This window comes from Pseudomonas sp. NCCP-436 (assembly GCF_019656335.1).
GTDB lineage: Bacteria > Pseudomonadota > Gammaproteobacteria > Pseudomonadales > Pseudomonadaceae > Aquipseudomonas.
The window spans coordinates 194,306-208,104 of the sequence record NZ_BPLZ01000004.1; the positions used below are offsets into that span (position 1 = coordinate 194,306).

13 protein-coding genes are annotated in these 13,799 nt (G+C 60.9%); 4 read left to right on the plus strand and 9 right to left on the minus strand.

Features of this window, described 5'->3' with window-relative positions:
- Nucleotides 1-59 precede the first annotated feature (59 nt).
- Nucleotides 60-1,046, plus strand: coding sequence for a patatin-like phospholipase family protein (locus NCCP436_RS06710; RefSeq protein ID WP_220803204.1), 987 nt, complete (start codon nucleotides 60-62; stop codon nucleotides 1,044-1,046).
- 3 nt (nucleotides 1,047-1,049) lie between these two features.
- On the opposite strand, the gene NCCP436_RS06715 is transcribed toward NCCP436_RS06710, so the two are convergent.
- The 8 genes from NCCP436_RS06715 to NCCP436_RS06750 all read right to left on the minus strand — a co-directional run bounded on the left by NCCP436_RS06715 (nucleotide 1,050) and on the right by NCCP436_RS06750 (nucleotide 8,385).
- A complete protein-coding gene (locus tag NCCP436_RS06715) occupies nucleotides 1,050-2,132 on the minus strand; it encodes an AI-2E family transporter (protein WP_220803205.1) in 1,083 nt (360 codons plus the stop codon).
- An 87-nt stretch (nucleotides 2,133-2,219) separates the two neighbouring features.
- Complete coding sequence (locus NCCP436_RS06720; RefSeq protein WP_259651459.1) at nucleotides 2,220-3,035, minus strand: DUF4892 domain-containing protein; 816 nt, start codon at nucleotides 3,033-3,035, stop codon at nucleotides 2,220-2,222.
- Between the two features lie 128 nt (nucleotides 3,036-3,163).
- A complete protein-coding gene (locus tag NCCP436_RS06725) occupies nucleotides 3,164-4,027 on the minus strand; it encodes an alpha/beta hydrolase (RefSeq protein ID WP_220803206.1) in 864 nt (287 codons plus the stop codon).
- Nucleotides 4,028-4,249: 222 nt separating this feature from the next.
- Nucleotides 4,250-4,684: a hotdog fold thioesterase gene (locus NCCP436_RS06730; RefSeq protein ID WP_220803207.1), complete on the minus strand. Its 435-nt coding sequence runs from the start codon at nucleotides 4,682-4,684 to the stop codon at nucleotides 4,250-4,252.
- A 55-nt stretch (nucleotides 4,685-4,739) separates the two neighbouring features.
- A complete protein-coding gene (locus NCCP436_RS06735; protein ID WP_220803208.1) occupies nucleotides 4,740-6,407 on the minus strand; it encodes an AMP-binding protein in 1,668 nt (555 codons plus the stop codon).
- A 122-nt stretch (nucleotides 6,408-6,529) separates the two neighbouring features.
- Nucleotides 6,530-6,988, minus strand: coding sequence for a phosphohistidine phosphatase SixA (sixA, locus tag NCCP436_RS06740; RefSeq protein ID WP_220803209.1), 459 nt, complete (start codon nucleotides 6,986-6,988; stop codon nucleotides 6,530-6,532).
- Nucleotides 6,985-7,332 (minus strand): DUF4389 domain-containing protein, encoded by a 348-nt coding sequence (locus tag NCCP436_RS06745; RefSeq protein WP_220803210.1) that lies wholly within the window; start codon nucleotides 7,330-7,332, stop codon nucleotides 6,985-6,987. The genes sixA and NCCP436_RS06745 overlap by 4 nt, the downstream gene beginning before the upstream one ends.
- A gap of 30 nt (nucleotides 7,333-7,362) precedes the next feature.
- On the minus strand, nucleotides 7,363-8,385 hold the full coding sequence (locus tag NCCP436_RS06750) for an NAD(P)H-dependent glycerol-3-phosphate dehydrogenase (RefSeq protein ID WP_220803211.1): 1,023 nt from the start codon (nucleotides 8,383-8,385) through the stop codon (nucleotides 7,363-7,365).
- A 231-nt stretch (nucleotides 8,386-8,616) separates the two neighbouring features.
- On the opposite strand from NCCP436_RS06750, the gene NCCP436_RS06755 reads away from it, so the two are divergent.
- The 3 genes from NCCP436_RS06755 (at nucleotide 8,617) to fabB (ending at nucleotide 12,472) form a co-directional block, all read left to right on the plus strand.
- Nucleotides 8,617-10,515 carry a response regulator gene (locus NCCP436_RS06755; protein WP_220803212.1) on the plus strand — a complete coding sequence of 633 codons (1,899 nt, stop codon included), beginning with the start codon at nucleotides 8,617-8,619 and terminating at the stop codon, nucleotides 10,513-10,515.
- A 209-nt stretch (nucleotides 10,516-10,724) separates the two neighbouring features.
- Nucleotides 10,725-11,240, plus strand: coding sequence for a 3-hydroxyacyl-[acyl-carrier-protein] dehydratase FabA (gene fabA, locus NCCP436_RS06760; protein ID WP_220803213.1), 516 nt, complete (start codon nucleotides 10,725-10,727; stop codon nucleotides 11,238-11,240).
- 11 nt (nucleotides 11,241-11,251) lie between these two features.
- Nucleotides 11,252-12,472, plus strand: a complete 1,221-nt coding sequence (gene fabB / locus NCCP436_RS06765; protein WP_220803214.1) for a beta-ketoacyl-ACP synthase I — start codon at nucleotides 11,252-11,254, stop codon at nucleotides 12,470-12,472.
- 156 nt (nucleotides 12,473-12,628) lie between these two features.
- Here the strand turns inward: fabB and NCCP436_RS06770 are convergent, their stop codons facing one another.
- Entirely contained in the window at nucleotides 12,629-13,642 is a 1,014-nt protein-coding gene (locus NCCP436_RS06770) for an amidohydrolase family protein (protein WP_259651462.1), read from the minus strand.
- Between the last annotated feature and the right edge of the window lie 157 nt (nucleotides 13,643-13,799).

Below are 13,799 nucleotides of genomic sequence, written 5' to 3' on the forward strand. Positions count from 1 at the left end.
AAACTTGGCGTCGCCCTGCGGCGGGCGTAAGGTCGACACTTCTTCGGGGGAGTTCACAGATGAGCAAAAAAGTCGCGCTGGTACTGGGCTCGGGAGGCGCACGCGGCTATGCCCACATCGGCGTGATCGAAGAGCTGCTGTCACGCGGCTATGAGATCGGCTGCATTGCCGGCTGCTCCATGGGAGCCGTGGTCGGCGGCATCTACGCTGCCGGACGTCTGGATGACTACCGAACCTGGACCGAGAGCCTCGACTACCTGGATGTCCTGCGGCTGCTGGATGTCAGTTTCCGGCTCGGCGCCATTCGAGGTGAACGGGTATTCGGGCGCATCCATGAGATGGTCGGCGACATCAACATCGAAGATCTGCCGATCCCTTTCACAGCTGTAGCCACGGACCTGACCAATCACCAGGAAATCTGGTTCCAGGAAGGCTGTCTGCACCAGGCCATGCGGGCCTCGGCGGCGATTCCCAGCCTCTTCACCCCAGTGATTCAGGGCCGCCGCGTGCTGGTTGACGGAGGCCTGCTCAACCCGCTGCCGATCGTTCCCGTAGTGTCCAGCCATTGTGACCTGATCGTCGCGGTCAACCTCAATGCCACCAACCAGAACCACTACCAGTTACCGGTGGTGGAACGACCGGCGGCCTGGAAAAACCGCATCGATCAGCTGGTGTCGAGCCTCGGCTCACATCTGCCGGGTTTTCTCCGTCGCAATGGCGATACGGCACAATTGACGGACGAGCGGAGCGCGATGCAAACCCCGGTGGCTGATGAGGATCAGGCCTCGCCCAAATCGGCCAGTGGCTCCCATGTGGCCGACTTCAGCGGGCCAGGCTCGCTGCTGGAGCTGGTCAACCAGAGCTTTGAAGTAATGCAGACCTCGCTGGCGCAGTACAAGATTGCCGGCTATCCACCGGACATCCTGATCAATATTCCGCGCCGCGTCTGCCGCTTCTTCGAGTTCTACAAGGCGCCTGAGCTGATCATGCTGGGCCGGCAGATCGCTCACGACACCCTGAATCGCTACGAGAATCCGCTGGGTTGATCCTCAGTCAGGCGGATTCTCGCCGGCGCGTGAATCACCGGCAAGCACAGTGACCGGCTCCTTGCTCGCTACCCAGTCACTGAGCAGGCTATAGGCCACTGCCAGCAGGGTCGGGCCAAGGAACAGCCCCATGAAGCCAAAGGCCAATACTCCACCGAACACGCCAAGCAGAACCACCACCAGCGGCAGGTTACCGCCACGGCTGATCAGGTAGGGTTTGAGGATGTTGTCCACCCCGCTGATGATGAAGAAGCCCCAGACACCGAGGAAAATGGCCATGCCGATCTCCCCCTGCCAGACCAGCCATCCCACCGCCGGCCCCCAAACCAGCGGTGGCACCATGATGAAGCTGACGGCAAAGGTCAACACAGCGAGTACCAGTGCACCGGGCACTCCGGCGATGGTAAAGCCGATGTAGGCCAGAACCGCCTGTGCCGCCGCCGTGCCGATCACCCCATTAACCACCCGCTGTACAGTGCCTGCCACCAGTTCCAGATAATGGTCGGCCCGCTCGCCGATCAGGCGCTCCAGAAGGCTGTGTACGAAGGTCGCCAGGCGTGGGCCGTCGCGATAGAAGAAGAACACCAGCACCAGACTCAGGGCCAGCTCCAGCATCCCCCCCCCGATCTTCGCACTGCGCGCCAGCAGCCAGTTACCCAATTGGCCAAGGTATGGACGCACCGTATCGAAAAAGGCCGCGCCCTGCTCATCCAGGGTGCGCCAGCCCTCTATCAAGCGCTCGCCCACCAGTGGCACCTCCTCCAGCCACTCTGGCGGAGGTGGAAACCCCTCAAGCTGCAGATCTCTCACCAGTGCGTTGGCATCCTTAATATGATCGGCCAGGTTGAAGCCCAGCCAGATCAGCGGCACAGCCACCAGGACAACCCAAACGCCGGTGAGAATACCGGCCGCCAGTGCCTGGCGATTACCCAGCAGATGGCTTAGCAGGCGCATCAGTGGCCAACTGGCAAAGGCCAGTACCCCAGCCCAGAACAGCGCCGACCAGAAAGGCGCCAGCACCCACAGACTGGCAGCCAGCAGGCCGAACAGAAGAACCTGCACCAGCAGACGATCATTTGTGGCCATCAAGCCAGACTCCTTCGATCAAGCAGAATACCCCTGGCAAGCATCATGCCGGCCAGGGGGAAAGCAGCAAAGATTGCCTGCGCTAGGTTAGCGCAACAACCGCAGCTCCAGGAGACCGCCCTGCCCGTCACCCAGTTCCAGACGGACGGCACCGATACGCAGAGCCTTCAGGCGTTCATGCCACTCTCCGGCTCTGGTACCGGAGAGACTGACACGCACGGTACTGTCCAGACTGAGACAGCGCGCCAGCAGCTCAGCCCAACTACTTTCCGGCTCTGCGGCTTCAGGCAGCTTCAAGCGGCCATCATGACGCAACTGGCGCAGCAGGGTTTCCGGCGTCGGCAACAACTCGCCCAGCGGAGAGGCCGCCTTTAGCTGCTCTACATGCAGATAAGCACGGCGGTTGCCACGGGTAATGCTATAGAGGCTGAGCAGACTCTCCCCCTCGGCCCCAGACAGCCGCAGCAGCGCGTAGGCCTGTTGCTCATCGGAGCCATATAGGGTGGCATTGCCGAACACCGCATTGGCCCACAGACTGCTGGCCCCGCACTCGCGCCCCTGGCACCAGTAGAGCAGCTCGCTACCACGCTCCAACAGCGCCTCACGAGCGGCATTGAAGGCTTGCTCGGCAGTGTGTGTGCGCGGTAATTCATAGGTCACCGCCCGGTAACTGCCCTGCGCCAGGATCTCCCGCTCATAGCGCAGGCGGCCACTGATACGGCGAATCGAGCCCTGCGGGTAGAGGCGCTCGGTTTGCACGCTCTCCCTGAAATCGACGATCTGGCTCGACGGGAAACGTGGCAACACGTCAAGATCGCGGCTGCCCGGCAGATCCACCGCCAATACGCCACCGGCACCAGTGGCGGCAAGCACCAGTACCATCCGCTGCAGGGCGCCCCTCATCGAGCGTCCTCCGGCAGGCAGGCGATGTCAGCGAAATGCCGGGAGCGGCAACGCGGGAAATTGAGCGGAACGATCATGCAATTCTCCATGGCAGACCACCACACCATTCCCCAGCGGGCACGGGCAAGTCAAGGCAGACGCAGGAATGGATTGAAACAATCCGCTACACGCTGGGCTCCGGCTTCATCATCCAGATGCAGATGGTGTCCACCGGGCAGGCGATGCACCTCGAAGGACATCTCATCCAGCAGCGGCTGCAAATGTGGCTGAACATTCAACATCCCCTGCTCCGCCAGCACCAAACAGACCGGGCATTTCAACGCGCGGACGAAAGCCTGAGCGTGAGCCTGACTCAGGCGCAGCGAAGATGGCAGGGTCAGGCGGCTGTCCGTGCGCCAGGTATAGCCGCCGGGCACCGGCATCAGCCCTCGCTGAGCGAGCAATTCAGCGGCCTCTCGGCTGACCGCGCCGCCCCCCTTCATACGTGCCGCCACCGCCCGCTCGGTTTCCGCATACACCGGCTTGCGCTTTGCCCCCAGAGCCAGCCGCGCACGCAGGGCTTCGCCGAGCTTGACAGGTGCTTCGTCCGGCTCGCTGGTGTAAGGCATCAAGCCATCGATCAGCGCCAGCCGGCTTACCCGTTCCGGCAAGGCTGCCGCCAGCAGTACAGCAGTAATAGCCCCCATGGAATGCCCAAGCAGGGCAAAACGCGGCCAGCCAAACTGCTCGGCCACCTGCAATACGTCATAGGCGTAATCCCACAGAGCATAGCCGGCTCCCTCGGGGCGATGCTCGGAGTGGCCGTGGCCGGGGAAATCCAGGGCAACGATACGCAGCCCTTCGAGCCGTGGGGCAAGACGCGCGAAACTGGCGGCGTTATCCAGCCAACCATGCAGAGCCAGCACCGGCACGCCATCTTCCGGGCCGTATAGATGGGCAGCCAGCTCGATGTGCGGCAGACTCAGGCGGACCTCCTGAAAAATCGTGCTCATGCACATTCCTCGTGCGAATCAGCCTGCGGTATCTGACAACCCAGCGCCAGGACATCGGATAACTTGGCGCAGGCAGAGAAAAAACCTTTGGCGCTCGAGAAGAGGATCAACATGCGACATGTGCAAACCATACCTGGCAACGAATCACCGGATTGTCCGGCAAGACCGACGGGCCGGCAATGCACATAGCCGACATTGCCGGCGACTCGGCAGAGCCCGGGCTCAGTTAGCCCCCGGCAGCGGCACAACCGCCACGGTCAGCCGCGAGATACAGCTGGGCCGCCCATCGTCACCATGCAGGCGGATATCCCAGACATGGGTGGTACGCCCCAAATGCACCGGTCGGGCCACGGCATGCACCCGTCCGCTGCGCAGAGCACGCAGGTGGTTGGCGTTAACCTCCAGACCAACGCAGTAAAACTGGCTGGGGTCGATGCACAGGTAACTGGCGGTCGAGCCAAGGGTCTCTGCCAACACCACCGAGGCACCTCCGTGCAACAGGCCATAGGGCTGGTGGGTGCGCGGGTCGACCGCCATGCTGGCGCTGATGGAATCCTCGTCGAAACCTTCGAAACGGATATCCAGTTGTTCGCCAATGGTGTTCTTCAGTGTCGCATTGAGTGCATCGATATCCGGTATTCGCTGCCACAGCTTCATGCCAACTCTCCTCATCCGCTGCCCTGTAGGGGCCGGCAAACCGGCCCATTGTGCTTCAGTCGAGCCAGATAACCGCTTGGCTGTTCTGTTGCCATTCGGCAAATCTCTCGCCGTAGGTGTCCTCGATAACCGCCCGCTTGATCTTCAGCGTCGGTGTGAGGAAGCCGTTCTCCACACCCCATACATCGTTTACCAACACCAGTCCCTGCAACCTCTCATGCTGATCGAGACGACCATTAACCTCATCCAGCAGAGCCTTGAGACTTTTCTCCAACTGACTGCGATCATCGCTGGCCGCCTTCTGCCGCCCCACGTCGGACAGTATGCACAGGGCGATGGGCTGCGGCAGACCGTCGCCGACAATACACACCTGCTCGATATGTTCATGCTCGCCGAGGCGATTCTCGATCGGTGCAGGCGCCACGTACTTGCCCTTGCTGGTCTTGAAGATCTCCTTGAGCCGCCCGGTCAGACGCAAATTGCCGTCAGAATCCTGCTCGCCCTTGTCGCCTGTACGCAAGAAACCATCTTCGGTCAGCGCCTCGGCCGTGCGTGCCGGATCCTTGTAGTAGCCCTGCATGGTTGCGCCACTGCGCACTTGCACCTCGCCATCCTCGGCAATGCGCACCTCTACGCCCGGATTGTTCTGGCCGATCCAGCCCGGCTTGAAGCAGCCCGGACGGCAGACATGAGAATAGCCGCAGTTCTCGGTCATGCCGTAGACCTCCTGGATCTCCATGCCCAGACGCCGATACCAGTGCAACAGGGCATCGGGTACCGGCGCGGCGCCGGACAGAGCGTAGCGAATGGCATCAAGCCCCAATCCGGTCAGTACCTTGCGCCCAACAATCCGGCCAATGATCGGCAGTTTCAGCAGACGTTCGAGTTTGTGCGCCGGCATCTTGCTGTAGACCCCCATCTGGAACTTGGTCCAGATGCGCGGCACACCAAACATCACGGTCGGGCGGGCTCGCCGCAGATCCTCAAGAAAAGTATCCAGGGTATCGGCGAAAAACACTGTCTGTCCGGCATAGATCGAAGCCATTTCGATAAACATGCGCTCGGCCACATGACACAGAGGCAGATAGGAAATCAGCCGGTCATTCTCACCGACATTGAACAAGCGCACGGCGTTGTCGGCGGCAAAGCCGAAGTTGGCGAAATTGTGCATCACCCCCTTGGGCGTGCCCGTGGTACCGGAGGTGTAGATGATGGTGGAAAGCTGATTGCCCGCCGGGCTTGGAGAATCCTGGATCGGTGCGCAGCGCTGGAGGTCGTCCCAGCTATAGTCGAACTGCCCCTGCGGATGCAGTGGCAAGCTGATGGTCGGCAATCCTTCGGGCAGACCGGGCGCCATCGCCGACCAGTTGTCGAGCTTGCCAATAAAAGCCAGCGCCGCCTCGGAGTGCTCCAGTACCTGGCGCATGGAGTCGGCGGTCAGGTTGGGATACAGTGGAACCGAAACGTGCCCGGCCATCCAGATTGCCAGATCCGCAATGATCCAGTGCGCACAGTTCTTGGAAACGATGGCGATACGGCTGCCGGCCGGCAGTTCACGACCGCGCAGCCAGTTGGCGGCGCGCCGGGCCTGTTCCCCGACATCGGCCCAGCTCAGTTCCAGCAGTTGCCCGCCTCCCAGGGGTTGCACCATGTAGCGCTTTGTCGGGTGCCTTGCTTCACGTTCGTAAAACAGTTCAAGCGGCAAACGTATTGCTTCAGCCACAGGGCTTCCTCCCTTGTTGTTTTTGTAGGAATCAACCAAGCACTTGCTTGGTCGACTATTCCACGCTGACAAGGGCGGTGCAAGTTAAGAAATGTTTCCCGTCGTGGAGAAGTTCGACAGGCTCAGTCGGGATGACTCAACGTTTTGAGAGTCATCAGTCCGGCGGCGGCCATTTCGCCTTCAAGTTCGGCCAGGCTGGCAGTACGCATCGGCAATGGCTGCTGGCGATGACCATGGATCAGCAGCCCTCCCAGAGTCCCTACCAGCGGTTGATGGGTGACCAGCAGAATTTCGTCTGCCTCGTAGGTGTCCAGATGAAGGAGCGCTTCGCGTGGATCGCTGTCCGGAGTCAGCCAGGACGCATTCAGAAAAGCTCCGTCAAATCCCAGTTCGTCGCGCACCAGCTCGGCAGTCTGGCGGGCCCGTACATAGGGGCTGACGAGGATCGTCGTCAGCGGTCGACCGGTCAGTCGCCGGGCTGCCTGACGCACCTCAAGTTGACCGGCCTCTGTCAGCTCACGCTCTGCGTCACTGGCTGCCCGCGCTGCGGCCTGGCCATGCCGCAGCAGCCACAGTTTCACAGTTTCGGTTCCTCGTCCCGAACCGGATGTGCGGCCGCTGGCACACTATGCGCTGCTTCACCCTGCGGAGCCTGCGCTACCGGCCAGTCGGAAAACGGCCAAGGCTTCTCGTCACTGTTAAAGGTGCCAAAACGACCGATCTGCGCCAGGTACTGACTCAGGCTGTCGCCCAAGCTCAGCAGCGCGGCGCTGGGCGCACCGTAGAACAGCCGATAGCCCAGTTGCAGCAGTACCACCACGCCCAGCACCAACTCAGCCAACTGCCAGACAATGACGAAAATCACCATCCACAGAATACGCAACGCAATGGATTCACGCTCCAGTGTTCGCTTTTCGTTACTCATAAGGCGCTCTCCTTAAAGTTGCCGTCCGGGCTAGAAGCCCGCGGTTGGAATGAAGTCCACGTCCGTCTTGGGTTCACCACGCATCAGCAGTTCGATGACCTGCTCCAGCGTACGCCCCTCGAACAGGATGGCATGCAGACCGGCGACCAGCGGCATATATACCCCAAGCTCCTCAGCCCGTGCCTTGAGTACCCGCAGGGTGTTGACCCCTTCAGCCACCTCCCCCAGACGTGCCACCGCTTCGTCCAGAGCCAGACCTTCGCCCAGGGCGAAGCCGACCTGATAGTTGCGACTTTTGGGCGACGAACAAGTGACGATCAGATCACCCACACCCGCCAGGCCGAGGAAAGTCATGGGGTTGGCGCCCATGCGCACGGCAAAACGGGTCATTTCCGCCAGGGCTCGGGTAATCAGCATGCTCTTGGTGTTCTCCCCCATGCCCAGCGCAGCCGCCATACCTGACATGATGGCGTAGACATTTTTCAACGCCCCGCCCAACTCAACACCGAAGCGGTCCGCACTGGCATAGACGCGGAAGGTACGGCCATGCAATGCCTGTTGCACACAGCGGCACAGAGCCACGTCCTCACTGGCAATCACCGTGGCGGTCAAGGCATGCTCGGCCACCTCGCGCGCCAGATTCGGCCCGGAGAGCACGCCGATGCGCGCGGCCGGAGCGATTTCCTCGAGAATCTGGCTCATCAGCTTGAAGGTTCGGGGCTCGATACCCTTGGTGGTGCTCACCAGCATTTTGCCAACCAGTTGTGCGGCCACCGGTTGCAGGGCATCGCGCAAGGCGCTGGACGGCAACGCTACCAGAATCAGCTCGGCCTGACCGAGCGTCTCCTCCAGGTTGCTGGTCGGCTCAATGCCCGGAGGCAACCGGACCCCTTTCAGATAACGCGGATTCTCACCGCTAAGGCGCATCTGTTCGGCCTGTTCGGGGTCACGCATCCACTGTAGGACACGCTGGCCGTTTTCGGCCAGCAGAATGGCCAGTGCCGTGCCGAAGCTTCCGCCGCCCAGTACGGCAATGGGTTGGAGCTCAGTCATAGGTATTCCGATTGAAGCCATGCAAGGCGATCGGGCGCCATTATACGGAGCCTGGCGTATCCGGTCAGGGCAAAAGTGAAGCCAGCGCTGCCGCTTACCCTGGCGTCGCAGACACGCTGCCAAAGCAGCGCTGGTCGGTTAACATGCCGCTTTGTTGTCAATTGCCAAGGACGCCCCGTGCCAACAGGCAACCCCTTGCCCCCGCCGCACACAACCAGGATCGGTGCCGCCATGCAGCAGCGGCGCGGCTGGAACATTCATACGCGCACCCAGCTCATCAGCCTGGGCCCGGCCCTGCTGCTGACCCTTCTGCTGACCGGTTTTCTCACCTTCACCCGACTGCAGGATCTGCGCCAGGAACAGGGTCATATCGGCCAGTTGATTGCCAACCAACTGGCACCTGCCGTACGCCCCAACATGCAGGACGCCAACCTGGAAGCACTGGAGCACCTGCTTCGCGCCACCCTGCACACTCCAGACGTGCGCTTTGCCGAGGTACGCGACCGCTACGACAACATCCTTGTATACGTCGAACGTCCAAAGGAACAGGGCCACAGCACGTCTCAGGTGGCGGTATTCCAGGCCCTTATGCGCAATCATTCGTTAAATTCCGGCGAAAGCAGCGAAGCGGCACCCAACAGGATATTCAACGAAGACTATGCCGGCCGGGTTGTTATCGGACTGTCCAATGACAGTTTCAATGCTCGTCAGCAGGAAATCCTCCTCAAGGCCGGCATCCTCTCGCTTGTCGCCCTGCTGTTGACCTTCCTGCTCGCCCGCCGACTGGCGCGCAGCCTGGCGCGACCACTCGGCGCCATGGGTCGGGCACTGGAACGTATCCAGGCAGGAGATTACCGCCCCGCCCTGAACGAGCACGGCAACAACGAACTGACCGATCTGGCCCGACACATCAACGACCTGGCTCGGACCCTTGAATACAGCGGTCGGGAACAGCAGCAGGCGATGGCCGAATTGATCCATGCCCGGGAAGAAGCCGAGCAGGCCAACCGGGCCAAGTCGGACTTTCTGGCCATGATGAGCCACGAATTGCGCACCCCGATGAACGGCGTACTGGGAATGCTGCAACTGCTGGAAACCACCTCGCTCAACGACGAGCAGGCCGAATACGCGGCCCTGGCCACCGAATCCACCGAGCATCTGCTAAAGGTCATCAACGACATTCTCGATTTCTCTCGCATTGAGCGTGGTGCACTGGAGCTGGAGACCATCCCCTTCAACCTGCTTGAACTGCTGCAGAACTCCATCCAGGCCTTTCAGCACAGTGCCCAGCAGCGCGGCCTCCAGCTACTGCTTGAGGCCCAACCCGGGCTGGAACAACTGGAGGTCAGCGGCGATCCCACACGTATCCGCCAGATACTGGTCAATCTGGTCGGCAACGCACTGAAGTTCACAGAAGAGGGCAGTATTCGACTGCTGGCCAGTTGGCAGCGTCTGGATGACCAGGTGCTTTGGTTCACCTGCGCCGTGCATGACAGCGGCATCGGTATCAGCAGTGACCGTCTGGAGCATATGTTCGATGCCTTCCAGCAGGCCGACACCTCCATCTCCAGACGCTATGGCGGCACGGGCCTGGGCCTGCCGATCGCCCGTACCCTGGCCGAATGCATGGGTGGCACCCTGCATGCCGAAAGCCATCTGAACGAAGGCTCTGTGTTCACGCTCGAAATTCCCCTGCCGTTCCGCGAGCAACGTGCCCTTGCGCCGACCGGCGAACAACAGCCGGAGGGAGCAGGCAATGGTCAAACGGTTCTGCTGGTGGAAGACAACCCAGTCAACCAGACCGTGATTGAAGCAATGCTGCGCAGCCTGGGCTACTGCGTCATTCTGGTCAGCGACGGCCAGCAGGCGTTGAAGGCGTTCACCACCCGGGACTACGCAGCCGTTCTCATGGACTGCCGCTTGCCCCTGATGGATGGTTACGAAACCACGCGACAGATTCGTCAGTTGGATAGAGGCCGCGAAACCCCGATCATCGCTCTGACTGCCAACGCCCTTCAGGGTGACCGAGAAGCCTGCCTGAGTGCCGGAATGAACGATTACCTCGCCAAACCTTTCAAACGGGCAGACCTGCAACGAATTCTGCAGCGCTGGCTGCCGGCCCGACCATAGGCCAATGGCAAGGTTCGGATGGGGATATTACAAGGAGAAACGACTACTGCTGTGACAGCGCCAGAACAACAGAGTACAACTGTGCTCACCGACTGTGACTTTCAACAACACGCAATAGTCTATGACTAGGCTGCCGGCAGACCCTCTCACGGAGGCCGGCCGAAAGATCCACCCAGCCTTGGAAGCATGGGAATAACTGAGGAGCTCGCATGACAAAACAAAACGCCTATTCCCAGGAAGAACTGCTCGCCTGCAGCCGCGGCGAACTCTTCGGCCCGGGAAACGCGCAACTGCCCGCCCCGAACATGCTGATGATCGATCGCATCGTTCACATCAGCGAAACCGGCGGCAAGTACGGCAAAGGCGAAATCGTCGCTGAGCTCGATATCAGACCGGATCTGTGGTTCTTTGCGTGTCACTTCGAAGGCGACCCGGTAATGCCCGGCTGCCTCGGCCTCGACGCCATGTGGCAACTGGTCGGCTTCTACCTTGGCTGGCAGGGCAACCCTGGTCGTGGCCGCGCCCTGGGTAGTGGCGAAGTGAAGTTCTTCGGCCAGGTTCTGCCGACCGCGAAGAAGATTACCTACAACATCCACATCAAGCGCACCATCAACCGCTCCCTGATTCTCGGCATCGCCGATGGCACAGTGGCAGTTGACGGCCGAGAGATCTACAGCGCCGAAGGCCTGCGCGTTGGCCTGTTCACCTCTACCGACAGTTTCTGAAGGACTTGCACATGCGTCGTGTCGTGATCACCGGTCTGGGCATCGTTTCCTGCCTGGGCAATGACAAAGAAGCCGTTGCCAACAGCCTCCGCGCAGGCAAATCCGGCATTCGCTTCAACCCCTCCTATGCCGAAATGGGCCTGCGCAGCCAGGTTTCCGGCTCGGTCAACCTGAATCTGGAAGAGCTGATCGACCGCAAGTTGTTCCGCTTCATGGGCGACGCAGCAGCCTACGCCTATCTAGCGATGGAACAGGCCGTCAAGGATTCGGGGCTGAGCGAGGAGCAGGTTTCCAATCCGCGCACCGGCCTGATCGCCGGCTCCGGTGGTGCTTCCACCCTGAACCAGATGGAAGCCATCGACACTCTGCGCGAAAAGGGCGTCAAGCGCGTAGGTCCGTATCGCGTTACCCGCACCATGGGCAGCACCGTTTCCGCCTGCCTGGCCACGCCGTTCAAAATCAAGGGCGTGAACTACTCGATTTCCTCGGCCTGCGCCACCAGCGCCCACTGCATCGGCAATGCCGTCGAACAGATCCAGCTTGGCAAGCAGGACATCATCTTCGCCGGCGGCGGCGAAGAAGAGCATTGGAGCCAGAGCTGCCTGTTCGATGCCATGGGCGCCCTCTCCACCCAATACAACGACACCCCGGAGCGCGCCTCGCGTGCCTACGATGCCAAGCGTGACGGTTTCGTCATCGCAGGTGGTGGCGGCATGGTAGTGGTCGAAGAGCTGGAGCATGCTCTGGCTCGCGGCGCCAAGATCTACGCCGAGATCGTCGGCTACGGCGCCACCTCCGACGGCTACGACATGGTTGCCCCGAGCGGTGAAGGCGCCATCCGCTGCATGCAGCAAGCCCTCGCCACCGTCGACACCCCGATCGACTACCTGAACACCCATGGCACCTCCACCCCGGTCGGCGACGTCGCCGAAATTCGTGGCATCCGTGAAGTGTTCGGCGACAAGGCCCCGCTGATCAGCTCGACCAAGAGCCTGTCTGGCCACAGCTTGGGCGCCGCCGGCGTGCAAGAAGCGATTTACTGCATGCTGATGATGGAAGGCAACTTCATCGCTGCCTCGGCCAACATCGATGAACTCGACCCTGAAGTGGCCGACATGCCCATCCAACTCAGCACCGTTGAGAACGCCAAGCTCGACACCGTGATGAGCAACAGCTTCGGCTTTGGCGGCACCAACGCCACCCTCGTGCTCAAGCGCTGGACCGGCAAGTAACCGCTCCTTATCGCGGCGTCGGTGTGCAACAGCAGCCGGCGCCGCTCATAAGCGCTACAGGGCTAACGCCCTTCTCTCGGCACCGTTTGTACACCACGGGTAATGGCCGTTGCCTGCTCACTGCCACGAAACAACTATGCCGCACCGCCAACACACCTAATCCAGTCCCAGATCGGCCCTTACCCGGCGCGGAAGCACGGCAAGGAAGTTGTCATGGGCCACCTTCTGCGCCACATCCTCCGGCAAGGCATCGAGAAACGGCTCAAAACCTTTCATGTAGTCCCCCAGGCTGGCAAAACGGCCCACCACGTCAGAGCCCAGCATGAAGCGCTGCGGATAGCTGCTGACCAGATGCACCCAGTCAGGATCAGGCCGCCCCCGTTCATCCAGCAGGTAGGGACGCAAAACCGTCCACGAAAGATCCACATAGAGATTGGGGTACTGGCCGAGCATCCGCTCCAGGGTTTCCCGGAGGAATTCCAGCTTCTCCTGATGCCGGTGAATCTCGGCACTGGTGCCGGCATGGGCCCAGATAAAGCGCACGTGCGGATGATTACGCAACGGCTCCTCGATCTCTGCCAGATACAGCGGTTCACGCTCTCGCTTGGAGGTAATGTTCGAATGCAGCATGACTGGCAGGTCGAACTCGGCTGCCAGATGAAATACCCGCGCCAGGGCCTCATTGCTTGCCCGTGGCGCACTGCCGTGGATCAGGGCAGTAAGGTCATCGTGACGGGTGAAAATCTCGCCAATGCCCTGCCAAAGACCGGGATCCAGCTCCAGCATTCGGCGGATATGCGCATCGGCGTTCATGTCATTGGGGTTGAAACCGGACAAAAATGGATGAAAGCGCCGACGCTGCTCTGCCGGCAGACGCTTGTAAGCCGCCGCAACAAATACGTCGGTAGCACTGTACCAGTAGGCATTGGCATCATCGCCAGCGTAGTAACGCGGACGTTTGGGCTCGTCCTCGTCCCACTTCTTGACCACGGGTATTCCGGAGAGCATCACATGCTCAACGTTGCTCTCGGCCATCTTTTCCAGTAGCTCGTCCATCCCGGCCGTTTCCTGGAAGAAATCGACATAGTGCAAATGGGCATCGCTGTAGCGGTATTCACGGGCCTGGGCAGCCCCTGCCAACACCGCGCATAACGCAAGCAGCCAGGGCAGTCGTCGGGATCGGAACAAAGCAGATTCTCCTGAGGGCTATGAGCAGCATAGACCGCCCGGCAAAGCCGCAAGTTCGCTCATTGCCCTTCAGGGCCAACTCCGGGGCAACGTCCTGCACACTTATTCGCCAGGAGGAAGCGGCCCCTACAAGCACAAC

What these genes read in the sequence shown, in the direction of transcription:
- NCCP436_RS06730 (WP_220803207.1), bottom strand. Translation starts at nt 4,684, where the DNA reads ATGAAGCTGTGGCAGCGAATACCGGATATCGATGCACTCAATGCGACA.
- NCCP436_RS06755 (WP_220803212.1), top strand. Translation starts at nt 8,617, where the DNA reads ATGCAGCAGCGGCGCGGCTGGAACATTCATACGCGCACCCAGCTCATC.
- NCCP436_RS06720 (WP_259651459.1), bottom strand. Translation starts at nt 3,035, where the DNA reads ATGAGGGGCGCCCTGCAGCGGATGGTACTGGTGCTTGCCGCCACTGGT.
- fabB (WP_220803214.1), top strand. Translation starts at nt 11,252, where the DNA reads ATGCGTCGTGTCGTGATCACCGGTCTGGGCATCGTTTCCTGCCTGGGC.
- NCCP436_RS06725 (WP_220803206.1), bottom strand. Translation starts at nt 4,027, where the DNA reads ATGAGCACGATTTTTCAGGAGGTCCGCCTGAGTCTGCCGCACATCGAG.
- NCCP436_RS06750 (WP_220803211.1), bottom strand. Translation starts at nt 8,385, where the DNA reads ATGACTGAGCTCCAACCCATTGCCGTACTGGGCGGCGGAAGCTTCGGC.
- NCCP436_RS06710 (WP_220803204.1), top strand. Translation starts at nt 60, where the DNA reads ATGAGCAAAAAAGTCGCGCTGGTACTGGGCTCGGGAGGCGCACGCGGC.
- NCCP436_RS06745 (WP_220803210.1), bottom strand. Translation starts at nt 7,332, where the DNA reads ATGAGTAACGAAAAGCGAACACTGGAGCGTGAATCCATTGCGTTGCGT.
- fabA (WP_220803213.1), top strand. Translation starts at nt 10,725, where the DNA reads ATGACAAAACAAAACGCCTATTCCCAGGAAGAACTGCTCGCCTGCAGC.
- NCCP436_RS06715 (WP_220803205.1), bottom strand. Translation starts at nt 2,132, where the DNA reads ATGGCCACAAATGATCGTCTGCTGGTGCAGGTTCTTCTGTTCGGCCTG.